Consider the following 17358-nt stretch of genomic DNA (forward strand, 5'->3'; position numbering starts at 1 on the left):
TTATAGATGCCAAATACGTTTTACGGGAAAAAAGTAAATGAAGAAATTATTCTAAACGAAGAAGAAACTGCACACTTAAAAATAACAAAAAAAGTCGAGGGAGAAACAATAAAAGTAATAACGGGTGATGGGTTATTATTCACGGCAACAATAGTAAAAATAGGTAAAAAAGAAACGATCCTTACAATCATAGACAAAGAAGAACAACAAGAAGATTACAAACCATATGTATCAGTATATTTGGGTATGAGTAAATGGGATAGAATGCACTTACTAATAGAAAAAATGATTGAATTAAGGGCAAATAGTTTTTACCTTTACCGCGGGGAAAAATCGGATATAAATTATACAAATTTGAATAAATTCCAAAGAACTATAATAGAAACATCCAAACAAACTGTTTTTGCCCATATCCCTCAAATTAATTTTGTACAATTTGAGGAAATTCCCAAGAAAGACGCGATAGTACTAGACTTAGATGGAACAAATGACAATTTAGGAAAAGTCTTAAAAGAGTTAAAGGGTGCACAGAAAATAAACTTAGTTGTTGGCCCAGAATATGGATTTTCAAAAAGAGAAAAAGACTTTTTTTCTACAAACGAATTCAAAACTGTTAATTTGGGTAAAAGTATCTTTCGTTTTGAAACTTCTGCTATATATGCAATGAGTATCATTAACTATGAATACAACAGGTTATTTATTTAATAAGGGGGGTTCAAAATGCCTGAATGGCTCCAAACAACTATCAATTATCTAATAAGAATTGGTATCAGTGTTGCAATTCTCTTTATCGCGAGGTATTTAGCAAAATTTATCTATAGAATCATAATAAACACAGCAGAAAAAAGCGGAAGAGTAACGCTTCAATACAAGAAATCTTTAATGACGATATTGAACATAGCTATGTATACCTTAGGTGGTTTTATCATTATTTCTGTAATTTTTACCAACCTGAGCGCATTTCTTGCTGGATTAGGAATAGGTGGTATAATAGTCGCTTTTGCAGTACAAGAACCTCTTGGTAATTTAATCTGTGGATTTTTAATAATGTTGAACCATCTTGTAGTAGATGGTGAAGCTGTCGAAATAAATGGAATATCTGGATCAGTAGAAGAGATAAACGTTAATCATGTGGTCATAAGAACATGGGATGGAAGAAGAGTCAACCTTCCCAGTAGAGAAGTTTGGTCAAGCAAGATCATTCATTATTGGCCTACAAACATAAGAAGAAACGAGGTAAAAGTTGGAGTATCTTACTCATCCGATCTAAACAAGGTAATAAACGTAATAGATGAAGCAGTACGATCAGCCGAATTAGTGCACATAGATGATGACCATCAACCGCTAATCGTTTTTGATGGTTACGCCGATTCTTCAATAAACTTCATTGTAAGGTTCTGGGCAAAACAAGAAAATTTTATAAATTCGTCGATGGATGTAGCAAAATCAATTAAACAAAAATTCGAAGAAAATAAAGTTGAAATACCTTTTAACCAATTAGACCTTCACATAAAAGAAGTCCCCAATGAAATAACACAAAACAAAGAAAATATTTAAATTATAGAAATTTTCAAAAAGGCGGTGTAAACCGCCTTTCTTAATTTTGCTGTACTGTGCAAAAGTTTTTTCATAATGCTTTGAAATACTTCCAAATTCTCATTTGCGAAGCAAATGATGTTTGTGTTTAGGAAAATTGACTATTATAAAGAAAAATATTAGTGTAAGGAGGAAATTTCCAATGCAAAAAAAACAAGAAGAAAATCCGAAACCAAAAAAAAGATCGGGGAAAAAATTCTTAAGAATTATTCTAATTTCCTTGATTGTGGCTATTTTTCTACTTGGAGTTGGTTACATCTACTTCGAATATAATAGGCTTTCGTATCTCAATTTGAATCTTCAAAACAGTTGGAGAAGTTATATGGCATATTTAATCGATTTTATACCAGGATTAAGAAATTTATCTAATTATGAATATCTGGAGATTTCAGATCCTTTCTATTTGCAAAAGGAACTGTTAGATAGCAAACTCAAAGCTATACAAGACGAAAGAGAAAAATTAATTGCCGAACAAAATGAATTACAAAAACTTTTAGACCAAATTTCACAAGAAAGTGCAAATTTAATGGCTCAAAGAGAAGAATTAGAAAAGTTAAATCAAGAATATCAACAAAAAATTGACCAATACAACGATTACAATGCCAGAATAAATACCCTAGCCAATTGGCTAGCTAGATCAACCCCTCAACAAATTGCCAACGCTTTAAGTAGAGAAGAAGTAAGCGTGGAATTATTAGTAGATGCACTCGCAACGCTTGAATCAAAATCAGCCGCTGAAATACTGCAAGCTCTTGCGCTTGTTAACCCACAAAAAGCTGCTGAAGTGATAGCCAAAATGGGAGAAAAAAGGAGCGAATAATTTTGAACATTGCCTTAACTGATCTTACAACTAATTTACCCAAATCAAAAAACATTAATCACTTTACTGCGAATGCATCTAATGCTAAATTAGAATCCTTCGATCAAAAATTTCAAGACATTGTCAATGGAATAAATAACGAAGGATTTCGTTCTAACAATGCTCCTACGACTGAAAAAAAAGTAATAACTAATAATCGAGACAATCCTTCTATAGATCTTTTAATTAAAACTAACGAAAAATCAAACAATGAGTTATTGGTCATACAGAATACAAATGATTCGAAAGATTTAATAATCTCAAACACTAAAAAAGACAAAAATATCAAATTGAACGTCGATCAATTACTCCTACTCATAGAAGTTTCTACCAAAAACGCCAAAGGCATCGATGAAAAGGAATTATTAATTCAAGCTCAAAAAATTTTGTCTTCTTCCAAAACCCAATTCACAGAAGAAGATAAAAAAGTATTACAAAAAGCTTTTAGCGTTATTATAAAAGAAAGAAAGGGTAGTAATAGTGAAATACCTTTAAAAGGTTTAATTAAACCTTCTAAAACAATAGAAGAAAGTCATTCCACTCTTTCACAAAACGAACTGCATTCAAAAGTTTCACAAAAAACCAGTCAGATTGTCGACTCTGATCTTCAAAAACTGTTAACTACAATAATGGAAGAAAGCTTAAAGAGTATAGAAAATAAAGACGAAATTCCCACATTGAAGCAAGCTCAAAAAATACTAATTTCTTCAAAACCAGAGCTCACAGAAGAAGAGAAAGAAGTATTAATTCAAGCACAAAAAATATGGTCTTCTTCTAACACAGAGTTTACCAAGGATAAAATAGAAATATTAGAAAAAGCTGTTGACCTTATTATTAAAGAAAATAAAGAAAGCAGTAATAATATACCTTTAGAAAGTTTAATTAAGCATTCTGAATCTACAGTAGAAAATTCCGCCATTTTGCCCAAAAACAATCTGCATTCAAAAGATTCACAAGGAACGAATCAGATTGTTCAAGCTGATATTCAAAAATTATTACAATTAATAGAAAAAGGCTCAAAAAGTATAGAAAGCAAAGATGAAATCAATACATTAGAGCAAGCTCAAAAAATACTCTCATCTTTTAAAACAGAATTTACACCTGACGAATTAAATATAATTAAAACTGCTATGGATATAATTAACACCAATAATTCAAAGATGGGAAACTCTTTATCAAGCATAATTGAAGAAACAAATCTCATAACCAATTCCTTGATTAAGGGAAACATCGATAAAACAAAGAATAATAAAAATGAGAATAATGATTCTATAAAAGCAATGCAATTTGATCCAAAAGCGGATCTTTTAAATACAAAAAACAACTTTGGTAAGAATGTGTATTTTGACCCTTATGAAACCAGAAAAAACAACATAAACAAAGATAAAAACTCTGAATTACAAAAAAATAATACTGTTAAACTGGCACCAACCAGTAATTTAGGAGACATTAGCAAAAATTTAAATATCGAACAATTAAAAACCGATCCAAGCACTAATGAAATAGGTTTAAAATCCCTACAAATCAACAAAAATATTATACAAGACGGTATCCCTACAACCAATCTAAAAGATTTAAACGCTCAAATAAAGGAAGTAGTTATTTCTAAAAACACTCAAACCTTTCTAAACGAAAGTTTCTCAGTAAAAATATCTCCTCCTGACTTAGGAAAAGTCGATATTCAGATATTAAAAAACGGGCAAGCCGTAACTGTTAACATATCAACAGAAACCGAAAATGCAAAAAATATTATATCAAAAACATTACAGTCTTTAGTTGGAAATTTAAGGGATGAAGGATACCAACCCATCAGTATAAAAGTGAATGTCACACAAGAAGAACATTATTTAGCCGATCAAAATCAACAACATCAACAAGAGCAAGAGCAGAAAAAATACAGTGAAGAAGATCAGAATGACGATCAGCCAGAAGAAGGAACTTACTACACCTTTGATGATTATTTAAGGAGTGATTTGAATGCTTAACTCAGTATCGATGGATTCTATATATCAAAGTACGTATGATGCAAAAAAAGACAGAGAAATAAAAAAAGAATTAGACAAAGAAGCTTTTTTAGAACTGTTGGTTACAGAATTACAAAACCAAGATCCGACTCAACCGATGGAAAACAAAGATCTTGTAGCTCAGCTTTCTCAACTATCTTCCACTGAACAAATAACCAATATGAGCCAAGCAATTCAAGAAATGGTTAACTCCCAAATGTCGCTCAATAAATTGCAAGCTGCAAGCTTGATAGGAAAAACCGTTGTGGTGAATGACAACACCATTGACTTGCAAAGTGGGGTAGCAGAAGGACTAAACTATGGATTAGACAACGGCTCCCAAGTATATTTAGAGATTTATGATTCAAAGGGACAAGTAGTTTATACAGAAGATTTGGGTGTGCAGGAAGCAGGGTTACACTCATATGTTTGGAGCGGAAGAAACAACGATGGAACTATGATGCCTGATGGAGAGTATCTCTATGGAATTTACACCGTAGAAAATGGCCAAATGGTAGCAAATACCGGTGTAAAAAGTGGAACTGTCGAAGCAGTGAAGTTCTTAGACAACGAACTTTACCTACTTATCAATGGTGAAATGTATCCTTATTCAGTAGTGAATGAAATTAGCGCCTAAATTCTGATTATCAATACGATCTAGATAGGAGGAGTATAACATGCTCAGATCAATGTACTCTGGAATCACAGGTTTAAGGAACTTTCAGGATCAACTCGACATAGTTGCAAACAATATCGCTAACGTTAATACCGTAGGTTACAAAGGTTCAAGGGCAACATTTCAAACAACTCTTTTTCAAACATTAAGTGCAGGAAATGCACCACAAAACCAACTAGGTGGAACAAATCCTATGCAAATTGGATTAGGATCTCAATTAGCTTCTATAGACAAATTAATGACACAAGGTTCTCCTATGTCTACAGGTAAAGCTACAGATCTTATGATTCAAGGAGAAGGGTTTTTTATTCTCTCAGATGGAATAGGTCAATACTATACACGGGCTGGCAATTTCACTAGAGATTACAACGGATTCTTTGTAGATCCTGCATCTGGTATGAAATTGCAAGGTTGGACAGCAAAAATTGATCAAGAAGGAAATAGGACCATTGACACCAACGATCCTATAGGAGATATCCAAATATCAAGCGGACAAGTAATGGCGGCAAAACAAACCTCCTTTGTAAGACTTGCACATAATTTAAACGCAGGTGCGGGTATTCAAGACACAACAATTGTGGTCAAGAGTACAACAGGTGAAAATATACCCGTAAAATTCTCTTTCAAAAGGGATATGAGCGAAGAAAACAAGGATAAAAATGTTTATAATTGGACGGCAAGTGTAGTTGGTTCTGAGTACAAATTTGCAGTTGACGATGGTTCAGGTAATTTAACTTCAACTAACCAAATTAGTGGAAAAGTAGAGCTTGACGATACGGGAAATGTAATTAGTTGGGTTAATTACGATGAAGACGGTGATCCTTTAGCAGAAAGTAAGATTTCTATATACGACATAAACGGTGAAATAGTGGATCAATATGGTGATTCTGTTCCTGTAGATATCAATGCAGGGGCAGGTACTGCTACCCTCACAGGAAGCATTAGGGTTACAGACTCAGCGGGAGAAGCAGTTTATTATGATCCGGAAGATATTGATATTAGTTTTGATGCTTCCGGAAATCCAACAATAACTTTGAATATCGATGGTACACCAGTAAATTTTACTGGACCTGCAAGTACAGTTGGTGAATTCAACGATTTACTAACAACGGGAATTACATCTGGAGATTATACCCTCACGGGTTTGCGTTTAACCGGTGCCTCTGATGCTGATACTATTGATGGGCAGGGGTTTACCGGCTTAAAATCCGTTAGAGAGATGATTCAACCACCTTCAGGTGGAGCTATAAGATTCACCGATCTCAACAATCCTACCAACTTTTCAGAAGCTAACTATATCAGCCCATCTGTAACAACATCAACAGTAGTATACGATTCTCTAGGTAACCCTTACAATACTTATTTAAAATTCACAAAAATAGATGCTAACACTTGGTATTGGAAGGCAGAGTTAGAAGACGGAACTCCATTGTATAAAAGTACCGCTGATGGTCAATTACTCGATGATTCCGCCGAAGGAGTAATAGCTTTTGACTCAAATGGTAACATAGCTGCAACTCAATGGAAAATTAACCCTGACGGCACCATAGATCAAACTATCGGGGACGGTGACGATGGAGCAGCGGGTTTCTGGTTCGACCCAGCTGAGTTGGGCGCTGCTTTAAATCCAAGCGTGGACCCTCAATCAGCAGCTGGTGCAGGTCCTGTTAACGTTTCGATTAATTTTCAAGAACTTTCTCAGTTTTTTGCAGAAAATTCTATAGCGGTTACTGAACAAGATGGAAACGCTCAAGGAACTTTGGAGTCTTTCGCTATAAACACCAATGGACAGATTATAGGATCTTTCACAAACGGTTTAACAGCTCCATTGGGGCAAGTAGCTCTAGCCACTTTTAACAACCCCGAAGGTTTATCAGCTACAGGTAACTCTATGTACGCTATGAGTTCAAACAGTGGACTTCCACAAATAGGTGTCTCTGGGGTTGGAGGAAGGGGAAGTATTAATCCAGGGGCTTTAGAAATGTCAAATGTGGATTTAGCAGAAGAATTCACCAACATGATCATAGCTCAAAGAGGATTCCAAGCAAATTCAAGAAGTATAACTACCGCAGATGCAATCCTTAACGAGCTTGTAAACATTAAGAGATAATTATTTTTGCCGAATTGTGCAAAAAAACTTTATTCGTAATGCTTTTGAGACGATTTCCAAATTCTCATTTGCGAAGCTTTTGCTGTTTTCTGCAAAAAAAACTTTATTCGTAATGCTTTTGAGACGATTTCCAAATTCTCATTTGCGAAGCAAATGACGTATGATTTTGGGAATTTTAAGGGTGGAACCCCCTTAACGCCCACGGAGGTTAAGATGATTAAACTCACAAAATTAAACAATGAAGAATTTTATATTAACCCTTATCAAATTGAAAAGATAGAGTGCCACCCTGATACGACCATAACGATGATGAACGGGCATGTTTACGTCGTTAAAGAAAGTATTGAAGAAGTTAAGAAAAAAGTGGTAGAATTGAATAAAGAGATTTTTGGCAAATAAGGTAAGTATTATAATTTTTGAGCAAACTTTTTATGATTGAATTAGCGCAAAACAAGAGGTGGGATAGTTGTGGATATATCAACAATAATTGGTTTAGCCTTAGCGATAGCTGCAATAGTTGTGGGTGCAGGAAGTGAATTTACAACTTTAATAGATATACCTTCTTTTTTTATAACCGTGGTAGGATCTGTTGGCGCAACTTTCATCGCCCATCCAAGTTCAAACTCTTTCAAAATGTTTAACATGATCCTTGAAGCATTCAAAAATCCTAAGATAGACAACCTTGAAACTTTGAGGACCTTGTACTCGTTCTCTGAAAAAGCAAGACGAGATGGAATGATATCTTTAGAAGAAGATATACCAAGTGTTAAAAGTGATTTTTTACGAGATGGATTGAGAGCTGCCGTCGATGGAACGGATCCTGAAGAGATTAAAAAGATATTGGAAGTGAAGATGGACATGTACCAAGAAACAGAGGAAGATAAGATCTCAGTTTTAGATACTTGGGGAGCCATGGCTCCAGCCTGGGGGATGGTAGGAACTTTGATAGGACTAGTTTTGTTGTTGGATACTCTTAGCGATCCAACAACTATTGGGCCGAGGATGTCCCTTGCTCTGATTACAACCTTATACGGTGCTCTTATTGCATACATATTTGCTCTTCCCCCTGCTGAAAAACTAAAAAAAAGGGTGGATAAAAATATTAACCAGATGCGAATGATGTTGGAAGGTATATTATCGATAGTACAAGGTGAAAATCCACATTTGATGGAAGAAAAGCTAAAGGCGTTTCTCAGTGAAGAAGAAAGACGTGCCTATGAGGCAGAAAAAGGTGAAGCTGTTTTGTAATCGTGAGGTGATATTTTTATGCCTAGAAAGAAAAGAGAAAAAACTGGTGATGCTAAATGGATGCAGACTTTCAGCGATATGACTACCTTGTTGCTGACTATGTTTATTGCATTGTTTTCTATGGCTACTATATCACCGGGAAAATTTCAACAGGCGGTTGTTAGTTTACAAAATGTGTTCGAAGGACAACCAATTGGGGTACTAGTTGGAGGCAGAAGCATTTCCGACGAACCCTTGATCACTTCTAATCCTGGAATTAGGCAAGAATTATTAAAAATTATTGAAGACGAAAAGTATAAAGGGAAAATCACTATTGAGGAAACTGATAAAGGGACGATAATATCTATGAGGGATATTGCCTTTTTCAGACCAGGGAGCGCTGAATTAACCGCCGAAGCTAAAGACCTGCTTTATAGGATAGGTACAATAATATTAGAGCACACATCTAACGCTATTGAAGTTTATGGTTTTACGGATGATCAACCAGTTTTACCCTCAAGTGTATACCCTTCTAATTGGCATTTGAGTGCAGCTAGAGCGGCAAGTGTTGTTAATTTTTTTACCATAGAATTAAAAAATAGAAGGTTAGTGGAAAAGATGGCTGAGATCAATTCTGGGCAATTTGATATAGATTATTTTTACAATTCAGACAGATTCTTTCCCATTGGTGAAGGAGATAGCGAAATTGCTAAGGAAATTTCCCTATTAAGGTCGGAGATTGATTCTCGAAAATCCATCGCCTTTGATCATTTTACTGAAGGAGAATTAAACTCCGCACAGTTACAGCAAATTGAAAGGGAACTAGAAAATGAATATAATACAAGATTGAATGAATTAAGGCAAAAATACAGAAGGATAGATATTCTTATACTAAGGCAAAGAGTAAGATAAGTGCAAGACCGTGGAGGCGAAAGATTTTGGAAAATGAAAATATAACTTCAGAAGAGGGAAAAACCAGAAAGTCAAAGCCATCTTTTTTAATGACTTTAATAATAGTCATAGTTGTTGCTTTAATAATATCAGGAATTACGTCTTTTTTTATAGTGAGAATCTTGACATCCAATGTTTCTTCAAGTTCTGATCAATCTTCGCAAGTATCCGCTACTGCACCTGCTAAAGTATTATTGATCATGGAAGGTTCCAGATATACTATGATGTTAAAAGGAGGATACGACATTGCTGTAATAGATTCTTTACAGCTAGATGTTGGAAGCAGCCAGGCAAGAGATTTAATAACTTCCAACAAATTGGAAGTTTTAGAGGCTATAAGAATGATATTTATGAATAAAACAAGAGGTGAGCTTTCAACTCCACAAGGCATAGAATTAACTAAGAAACAAATAAAAGATTCTTTAAATGAAATGCTGGGATTTACTGGTGAAAGGGAAAGCTTGGGTGTTGTAAAAGTGACAATGATTATAATGACTATAACAACGAGTCAATAATGAAAAAGAGGTGTTTTTATGCCTGAAGATGAGACCCTTACGCAGGAAGAAATAGATAGTATTTTAAAATCAATGAGTTCTGGAGAGAGCCCCGAAGAAGTTCTTGAAGAGTATCAGGAAGAAGAAAGAAGAATAAAAGATTACGATTTTAGAAGACCCATGAAGTTTTCACGGGAGCAACTAAGAACTCTCCAGTTAATCCATGAAAGCTTTGCAAGAGAGCTATCTACTTATCTTTCAGGCAGAAGCAGAACATTCGTCGATGTTAAATATGCTAGTATCGATCAAATCACCTTTTCAGAATTCCAAAAATCATTGAACTCCCCAACATTTATCGTTATCTTTTCGTCCGAAGCTTTTTCAGGAAGCGCTATTCTACAAATGGGCTTAGATTTAGGATACGTCATAATAGATAGACTTTTAGGAGGGCCAGGAAACACTCTTGAAGAGATTAGACCTCCCACCGAGATAGAAATGAACATTTTGAGAAAAGAATCTGCAGTTATGTTGAGAATGCTATCAAAATCATGGTCGAATATTGAAGAATTTGACGCCAACTTGGAGAATTTAGAAACCAATCCCCAATTTGTTCAAGTTGCCCCTCCAAATGAGATGACAATTCTTATAACACTTTCTGTTACTATAAAAAACGTACAAGGTTTTGTCAATCTTTGTTTTCCATCTTCTTCGTTGGAACCTTTGAACGATAAATTGACAACAAGAATGTGGACAACCTCTTACAGACATACTGAAGAATTTAAAGAAAATCTAAGACAATCGCTGTTGCTTTCAAAATTAAATTTGTCTGCTATACTTGGCAAAACAGAGATATATTTAAATGATTTTTTGAATCTTGAAGTCGGGGATGTAATCCGCTTAGATTCTTTTTACGATGAGCCAATAGATCTAGAAATTGAAGAAAGACCAATATTCAAAGTAAATGTGGGTAAGAGTAAAGGTTTTTACAGTGTAAAGATCGTTGAGAAAAACAAAGAACTTTTAGAAAGACTTCTTGTTGAAGAGAGTATGAAAAAAAAGACAAAAAAGCTTGATTCTTCTGAAAAAGATGAAGATACAGAAAAAACAGGAGATGAATAAAATGCCTGAAAACGAAGACCGTATTCTAAATCAAAGTGAATTGGATTCATTATTAGGAGGGTTAAATAACACCGATGATCCAAAGGAAAGCGAAGAACCCTCAACTGTAGATGAAAAACTAGACGCACTTTTGGATATGATTGGTGAAATTGCAAATATCACTATGGGTTCAGGAGCAACAACCCTTTCAACTTTACTAAGAAGAAAGATAGAAATCCAATATCCTCAAACAGATATTATTAAATTTAAAAATATCATTACCAATTTTGAAGGAGAAAATGTTGTTGTTACAGTAGAGTACAAAAAAGGTTTGTATGGTTTGAACACCTTGGTATTACCTTTGAATTTAACTAATATAATAGCAGATTTAATGCTGGGAAAAGACTTAGAGAATATCGAAGAGAGGGAATTAGATGATATTAGTTTAAGCGCAGTTTCTGAAGCAATGAATCAAATGATGGGTACAGCTTCAACCGCCTTATCAGATTTTCTAAAAACCAATATTGATATCTCCCCGCCTAGCAGTCGAGTTGTGAATTTTTCAGAAGCCAATATCGAGTTTCCTCCCATAGAAACAGACAAAGAAGCTTATGTTATCTCTATAAAGTTCAACGTGAAGATCAACGGAATAGCCGAAACAACGTTCTGGCAATTTATACCCATGAAATTTGCTCAAAAGATTAGAGAACTTGTGGAAAAAACTTTTGGTAAAACTACAGAAGACGAAGAAAGCTCAAAAAATTCAAATACACAGAAAAGAAGCAATTCCAACGTGATCAAAGAAAAAAAGGTCAAAGTTCAACCTGTAGAATTTGGTGAATTTGAAAAAAAGGAGGAGCCTATTTCCCCAAATATAGATCTATCAAAGTTGGAACTTTTGCTTGACGTCCCATTAGAACTAAAAGTCGAGTTAGGATCAACCAAATTAAATCTTAGAGAGATTTTAGAATTACACGAAGGGTCTATGATACAGTTAAACAAATTGGCAGGTGAGCCTTTGGATATATATGCCAATGGAAGATTAATTGCTAGAGGTGAAGTTGTTGTTATCGATGAGAATTTTGGAATTAGGGTTACAGAGATCGTCTCATTGAGAGAAAGGATGAAAACTCTGAAATGATAATTAAGAAATATTTCCTTTTATCCTTCCTTGCTTTTTCCACATTCATTTTTGCTCAACCAAGCTTAGAAAGCCTTTTAGAGAGTTATTTGGGTTACAAAAAATTAAGATTTGATATTAATATTCAGTTTCAAATAACTGAGAATAAAGAAATTTCAGCTGAAGTAAGCTATATTGATAACAGATATTTAATTTTTACTTTTAAAAAACCATCTTTATTTAAAGATATTTATTATTGTTACGATTTTTTCGAGTCAGTTTTTTACACAAATGTTCATGAGGAAGTAGATGAATACGGTCAAATATCCATACTTACGGCCACTATTCCTGATTTGCTTTCATCTTTTTTACCTTTTTTTGATCCGGAAAATTTTGATGTCGTTGCCACAGAAGTTGGTGAATATGAAATTCAGCAATACATTCCGAAAACCCGAAACTTCTTAAGATTGCTTAATATAGATTTTACTAAATTCAATATTTACTATTTTAAACCTTATGAAAATATAAAGGTTTTGGAAAAGTTAGAAATTTTGAATTCTCAAGAGAATAAAAAGGTCATTATAGAAATTAAAGAAATCGCACCTCTACCTGATGAAGAAGCAGATATCGAATTGAAAAAAGTTCTGTTTTCTTCATAGTTTTGTTATAAATGAGCTAAATCTGGCAGGGAGTAATCTGCGTACCTTTTTTCCAAATTCTCTCCGTTTTTCTTCCTTTTTAAATAGGTCAATTGTTCTTTTAGGACCTTTTTGCTTTCTGGCTTCCCATGTCCTGGAAAAACCGTTTCTATATCTAAGGAAGATAAGTTATTTAATCTAGATATCCACTCATCAACATTCGAATTGAGTATTTCTGCATGTACCTTAGAAAATACGAGATCACCACTTATTAAATATCCTTGCGGTTTAAGGATATAGATTGTTGAATCTAAAGTATGTCCACCAATATTTTCTGCTGACAAAATTTGGTCTCTTAGGAGAAGAAAAATAGAATTTTCGAAAATGATGATATCTTTTTCCCTTAAAGCCTCTTTGAAATTGTTAAAATTATAGTCAGCTATCTTTGAACTTTCTTTTAGAAAAGTAACATCCAAAGCATTAAGAAAATCCAACGTTTTTTTGTTCATATACAGATCAAATTTGCGTTTGCTAAAAACAGCTCCAAAAGTGTGGTCAGGGTGAAAATGAGTGAAAAAAACCTTTTTTAATTTTTTTGAAGTACGCTCTTCAACTATTTTGACCATATCTTCAAATTTTCTTGGATAAAGAGAGCTATCAAAGGCTGTCAATCCATCATCATACTCTAAAAATGTAACAGAGCTTGCGCCATTCTCGAACCAAAAATTGTAAACGTTATCGTAACTTTCAAACATACAAATCACCTCTAAAAATATATAGTTAGCGCCTCTTATTATTTTTAAGTTCTAATATATTTTTTCGATAAAAACAATTGATATTCCTCGAACCAAGTGATATAATTTTGTTAGGAATACTAATCAATTTGGGACGGTGAATCTTTTGATCAAAGAGTTTCTAAAAAAATATTGGTGGAGATATCTCATCGGGATTCTCTTTCTTGTAACCGTTGACATTATTCAACTATTTATTCCAAGAGAAATTGGAAGCATAGTCGATATACTAAACACACAATCTCCGAACCTTAATCAAGTTAAAACGCTAATCTTCGGAATAATCATGTTAGCTTTAGGATTAGGAATTGGTAGAGTTTTTTGGAGAATTTCAATTATTGGAGCCGCTAGGCTTTTTGAATATCAAACATGGAAAAATATGTTCGACCATATCATCGGTTTAGACCAAGATTTTTTCGACAAGTGGAGAACTGGAGATTTAATGACTAGGTTCACTTCTGATGTTTCTACGTTGATGCGTATGCTAGGAATTCTGGTTATAATGCTCGTTGACACAATAGTATTGACGACCTTGACCGTTTTTGCAATGGGTACTTTTGTGAATTGGAGATTGACCTTTATATCGGTACTGCCTCTTCCTTTAATAGCAATTATATCACTCTTTTTTGGAAGATTCATTCACAGAAGATTCAGAGAATTACAAGAAAAAACTTCTGAGTTATCTAATATAACCGAAGAAAACGTCTCTGGTGTGGATGTTGTAAAGTTGTATTCTAACTATGATACCATGCAAGAGATATTTGACAACAAGTCTCAAGAGTTCTATAATTCTTACATTCGCTTGGTAAAAGTTTGGGGATTGATGTTCCCCTTAGCCATGTTAGTAGGACAATTAGCAACTATTTTTGTTTTCAATTTTGGTGGACCCATGGTAATAAACAATCAGATAACCCTTGGAGACTTCATAATGACAAATCAATATATCGGAATGTTGATATGGCCAATGATGGCGGTTGGAAACCTAATCAACCTAATACAAAGAGGAAGAGCTTCTTTAAAAAGGGTTAATGAAGTTTTAGAACAAAAAAATTCCATTCAAGAACCTCCAAGAGAAGATTTTGAATTTCAGGGACACTATCAAATCAACCATCTAACTTTCAAATATCCAGGTTCACAAAGAGAAGTTTTGAAGGATATAAACATGAATATAAACCCTGGAGAAATGGTAGCCTTTGTTGGAAGAATAGGTTCAGGAAAATCTACATTAGCAAAGCTCCTTGTAAAACTATACCCAGTTGAAAGAGGACAGATATTTTTAGACGGAAAAGATATTAACGATGTGAATGGTGAATTTATAAGAGACTATGTTTCTTATGTACCACAAGATAGTTTCTTATTTTCAATGACGATAAGAGAAAATATAGCTTTTGCTAATGAAAAAATGGAAGACAAAGTGGAAGAATTTGCAAAACTTTCTCATGTACACGATGACATAATGAGCTTCGAAAATAAATATGACACAATAGTTGGAGAAAGAGGAGCCACACTTTCTGGTGGCCAAAGGCAGAGGGTTACCATTGCAAGAGCTCTAGCCAAAAGATCAAAATGGATAATACTAGACGATTGTCTTTCCGCTGTAGATACCGAGACGGAAGAAGAAATAATCAAAACACTTAGACAACAAGCGGAAGGCAAAACAATTCTTGTTATATCCCACAGGCTCAAGGCGGTTAAAAATGCGGACCAAATTTATGTGTTCGACAATGGACAAATCGTTGAAAGCGGTAATCACAATCAGTTAATCTCACAAGAAGGTATTTACTATTCTATGTACATGAAACAATTAATAGAAAAAAATTTGGAGGAGTAGAGTAATGGCTTCTGTTCATGAGGAAATATTTTTAGAAGAAAAAGAAAAAAGCGAAGGCGATCTCAAAACTTTCCTGAGACTGTGGGTGTATATAAAAAAATACAAGTTACTACTTTTTTTGACCTTTTTAACTTTGGCTATAGCAACGATAATAGAGTTAGCGTTGCCAGTTTTCATACGATATGGGATTGATAATGTAATTAATGTGAATTATTCGTTTGATCTAGTCCCTGAAAGCGAAACACAATTTGTTGAACAGGAGAATGGAGCTTATAATCTAGAAAAAAGAGACAACAACTATTATATGGTTAACAATCAAACAGGCGAAAGAATACAAGTCTCAGGCGAGCAATATTCCCAATACTTTGACATAGCTATTCGAAAAATACAGATTTTTAGCCTTATTTTTATATCAGTGCTTGTGGGACAATTTCTTTTAAATTACGGTCAAGTTTTCTTTGCCAACGTAGTCGGCCAAAAAGTTATTTTTCGCCTGAGGAAAGACTTATTCAGCCATATATTAAAACTCAAATATACATATTTTGAAAAAAATCCTCCAGGCAAAGTGACAACCCGTGTAGTTAATGATACCCAAAATTTATCAGATTTCTTCAGTGATGTTGTAACAAGTTTACTCAAGGATATAGCTATAATAATTGGGGTGATCATTTTAATGATGGTCCTAGACTTTGAACTTAGTTTGTATACAATGTCTATGTTCCCAGTTATTATTGTTTCAGTTGTGTTATTCAGACATTTTGATAGAAAAGCCTACGACAAAGTCAGAACTAGAATATCTGCCTTAAATTCCTACTTAGCCGAAAATTTAGCTGGAAGTAATGTTACAAGATTATTCAATCAAGAAGAAAGAAAGAAAAAGGAATTCGATTACATGAGTACAAAGGTATATCGCGCTAATTTGCAACAAATGTACGTATTTGCGATCTTTAGACCTTTGATGAGTCTATTACAGTATTTTACGATTAGTATTTTGCTTTGGTTTGGTTCCTTGCAGTTAACAGATGGGCAAACAACCTTTGGAACCATCTATGCTTTCACTTCTTACATAGATATGTTTTTTAGACCTTTGTTTGACCTAGCAGAAAAGTATGACATAATGCAAAACGCATTTGCATCGGCTGGAAAAATTTTTAAGATATTTGATCAAGAACAGGAAAATTTTGGGAGGAAAAAATATACTACTATTCAAGAAGGAAAAGTTGAATTTCAAAACGTTAAATTCTCCTACGATGGAAATAAAGAAGTTTTAAAAGGTGTAAGTTTCAAAATAAATCCCAACGAAAGAGTAGCCATAGTTGGGGAAACAGGTTCAGGAAAAACTACGATAATTAAATTGATAAGTGGACTTTACAAATATCAAAGTGGTAAAATACTATTAGACGATAAAGAATTATACGACTACGATCTCAACGAATTACGCAAAAAAATCGCTGTTGTACCTCAAGACGTATTCCTGTTCTCGGGAACTATTTTAGACAACATGAGATTATTTAACCAAGACATTCCGGATGAAGAAGTAAAAAAGGTTGCAAAATCCGTATATGCCGATGAAATTATCTCGCGGTTGCCCCAAAATTACTACACAGTCATTACAGAAAGAGGCGGAACTTTATCATCTGGTGAAAGACAATTGGTAGCCTTAACGAGGGCGGTACTTTTTAATTCAAAGATTATAATTTTAGACGAAGCTACAGCAAATGTTGATGTAGAAACTGAATTTTTAATACAACAAGCTTTGAATAAAATATCTGAACGTTCAACTATAATTTCCATTGCCCACAGACTTTCGACTGTGAAAAGCTCCAACAGGATAATAGTTGTGCATAAAGGGCTAGTTGTTGAAGAAGGAAGGCACGAAGAACTTATCAACAACCACGGAATTTATTACGATCTTTACAGACTTCAGTTCGAAAATAGCTAATAATTACCAGACTATGAAGGGG

General features: G+C 34.1%; 16 protein-coding genes and 1 pseudogene. 16 read left to right on the forward strand and 1 reads right to left on the reverse strand.

The features are described 5' to 3' along the window. The first annotated feature begins 6 nt into the window (after positions 1-6). The 13 genes from BZ25_RS07570 (at position 7) to BZ25_RS07630 (ending at position 12793) form a co-directional block, all read left to right on the forward strand. Positions 7-705: a 16S rRNA (uracil(1498)-N(3))-methyltransferase gene (locus tag BZ25_RS07570; protein ID WP_121514351.1), complete on the forward strand. Its 699-nt coding sequence runs from the start codon at positions 7-9 to the stop codon at positions 703-705. Between the two features lie 15 nt (positions 706-720). Continuing rightward, positions 721-1557 carry a mechanosensitive ion channel family protein gene (locus tag BZ25_RS07575; protein WP_012207960.1) on the forward strand — a complete coding sequence of 279 codons (837 nt, stop codon included), beginning with the start codon at positions 721-723 and terminating at the stop codon, positions 1555-1557. 181 nt (positions 1558-1738) lie between these two features. After that, positions 1739-2416 (forward strand): hypothetical protein, encoded by a 678-nt coding sequence (locus tag BZ25_RS07580; protein WP_012207961.1) that lies wholly within the window; start codon positions 1739-1741, stop codon positions 2414-2416. 2 nt (positions 2417-2418) lie between these two features. Continuing rightward, on the forward strand, positions 2419-4440 hold the full coding sequence (locus BZ25_RS07585) for a flagellar hook-length control protein FliK (RefSeq protein WP_121514352.1): 2022 nt from the start codon (positions 2419-2421) through the stop codon (positions 4438-4440). Beyond that, positions 4433-5095 (forward strand): flagellar hook assembly protein FlgD, encoded by a 663-nt coding sequence (locus BZ25_RS07590; RefSeq protein WP_121514353.1) that lies wholly within the window; start codon positions 4433-4435, stop codon positions 5093-5095. The genes BZ25_RS07585 and BZ25_RS07590 overlap by 8 nt, the downstream gene beginning before the upstream one ends. Positions 5096-5135: 40 nt before the next feature. Next, positions 5136-7244: a flagellar hook protein FlgE gene (locus tag BZ25_RS07595; RefSeq protein ID WP_012207964.1), complete on the forward strand. Its 2109-nt coding sequence runs from the start codon at positions 5136-5138 to the stop codon at positions 7242-7244. A 213-nt stretch (positions 7245-7457) separates the two neighbouring features. Further along, on the forward strand, positions 7458-7643 hold the full coding sequence (locus BZ25_RS07600) for a flagellar FlbD family protein (RefSeq protein ID WP_012207965.1): 186 nt from the start codon (positions 7458-7460) through the stop codon (positions 7641-7643). 69 nt (positions 7644-7712) lie between these two features. Next, entirely contained in the window at positions 7713-8492 is a 780-nt protein-coding gene (locus BZ25_RS07605) for a motility protein A (RefSeq protein WP_012207966.1), read from the forward strand. An 18-nt stretch (positions 8493-8510) separates the two neighbouring features. Continuing rightward, complete coding sequence (locus BZ25_RS07610) at positions 8511-9383, forward strand: flagellar motor protein MotB (RefSeq protein WP_012207967.1); 873 nt, start codon at positions 8511-8513, stop codon at positions 9381-9383. Positions 9384-9409: 26 nt separating this feature from the next. After that, on the forward strand, positions 9410-9937 hold the full coding sequence (gene fliL / locus BZ25_RS07615; RefSeq protein WP_012207968.1) for a flagellar basal body-associated protein FliL: 528 nt from the start codon (positions 9410-9412) through the stop codon (positions 9935-9937). Between the two features lie 18 nt (positions 9938-9955). Beyond that, entirely contained in the window at positions 9956-11035 is a 1080-nt protein-coding gene (gene fliM, locus BZ25_RS07620; RefSeq protein ID WP_012207969.1) for a flagellar motor switch protein FliM, read from the forward strand. A 1-nt stretch (position 11036) separates the two neighbouring features. Then, positions 11037-12155 carry a flagellar motor switch phosphatase FliY gene (fliY, locus tag BZ25_RS07625; protein ID WP_121514354.1) on the forward strand — a complete coding sequence of 373 codons (1119 nt, stop codon included), beginning with the start codon at positions 11037-11039 and terminating at the stop codon, positions 12153-12155. Beyond that, positions 12152-12793: a hypothetical protein gene (locus tag BZ25_RS07630; RefSeq protein ID WP_121514355.1), complete on the forward strand. Its 642-nt coding sequence runs from the start codon at positions 12152-12154 to the stop codon at positions 12791-12793. The genes fliY and BZ25_RS07630 overlap by 4 nt, the downstream gene beginning before the upstream one ends. A 5-nt stretch (positions 12794-12798) precedes the next feature. Here BZ25_RS07630 and BZ25_RS07635 read toward each other — a convergent pair whose 3' ends face one another. Beyond that, positions 12799-13527, reverse strand: a complete 729-nt coding sequence (locus BZ25_RS07635; RefSeq protein ID WP_121514356.1) for an MBL fold metallo-hydrolase — start codon at positions 13525-13527, stop codon at positions 12799-12801. A gap of 136 nt (positions 13528-13663) precedes the next feature. On the opposite strand from BZ25_RS07635, the gene BZ25_RS07640 reads away from it, so the two are divergent. From BZ25_RS07640 to BZ25_RS10680, 3 genes and pseudogenes are all read left to right on the forward strand, one after another. Then, the gene (locus BZ25_RS07640) at positions 13664-15394 is read left to right on the forward strand and encodes an ABC transporter ATP-binding protein (RefSeq protein WP_233186687.1); all 1731 of its coding nucleotides are present in this window, start codon (positions 13664-13666) and stop codon (positions 15392-15394) included. A 172-nt stretch (positions 15395-15566) separates the two neighbouring features. Continuing rightward, positions 15567-16424 (forward strand): annotated as a pseudogene (locus tag BZ25_RS10675) (ABC transporter ATP-binding protein); the annotation flags it as partial. Positions 16425-16511: 87 nt separating this feature from the next. Next, positions 16512-17336: an ABC transporter ATP-binding protein gene (locus tag BZ25_RS10680; protein WP_369973995.1), complete on the forward strand. Its 825-nt coding sequence runs from the start codon at positions 16512-16514 to the stop codon at positions 17334-17336. Positions 17337-17358: the final 22 nt, after the last annotated feature.

It is taken from the genome of Petrotoga sp. Shatin.DS.tank11.9.2.9.3, from assembly GCF_003665005.1.
Lineage (GTDB): Bacteria > Thermotogota > Thermotogae > Petrotogales > Petrotogaceae > Petrotoga > Petrotoga mobilis.

Coding starts and splice junctions, on each gene's coding strand:
- BZ25_RS07635 (WP_121514356.1), bottom strand. CDS start 13,527: ATGTTTGAAAGTTACGATAACGTTTACAATTTTTGGTTCGAGAATGGC.
- BZ25_RS07570 (WP_121514351.1), top strand. CDS start 7: ATGCCAAATACGTTTTACGGGAAAAAAGTAAATGAAGAAATTATTCTA.
- fliM (WP_012207969.1), top strand. CDS start 9,956: ATGCCTGAAGATGAGACCCTTACGCAGGAAGAAATAGATAGTATTTTA.
- BZ25_RS07610 (WP_012207967.1), top strand. CDS start 8,511: ATGCCTAGAAAGAAAAGAGAAAAAACTGGTGATGCTAAATGGATGCAG.
- BZ25_RS07600 (WP_012207965.1), top strand. CDS start 7,458: ATGATTAAACTCACAAAATTAAACAATGAAGAATTTTATATTAACCCT.
- BZ25_RS07595 (WP_012207964.1), top strand. CDS start 5,136: ATGCTCAGATCAATGTACTCTGGAATCACAGGTTTAAGGAACTTTCAG.
- BZ25_RS07575 (WP_012207960.1), top strand. CDS start 721: ATGCCTGAATGGCTCCAAACAACTATCAATTATCTAATAAGAATTGGT.
- BZ25_RS07580 (WP_012207961.1), top strand. CDS start 1,739: ATGCAAAAAAAACAAGAAGAAAATCCGAAACCAAAAAAAAGATCGGGG.
- fliY (WP_121514354.1), top strand. CDS start 11,037: ATGCCTGAAAACGAAGACCGTATTCTAAATCAAAGTGAATTGGATTCA.
- BZ25_RS07630 (WP_121514355.1), top strand. CDS start 12,152: ATGATAATTAAGAAATATTTCCTTTTATCCTTCCTTGCTTTTTCCACA.
- BZ25_RS07590 (WP_121514353.1), top strand. CDS start 4,433: ATGCTTAACTCAGTATCGATGGATTCTATATATCAAAGTACGTATGAT.
- BZ25_RS10680 (WP_369973995.1), top strand. CDS start 16,512: ATGCAAAACGCATTTGCATCGGCTGGAAAAATTTTTAAGATATTTGAT.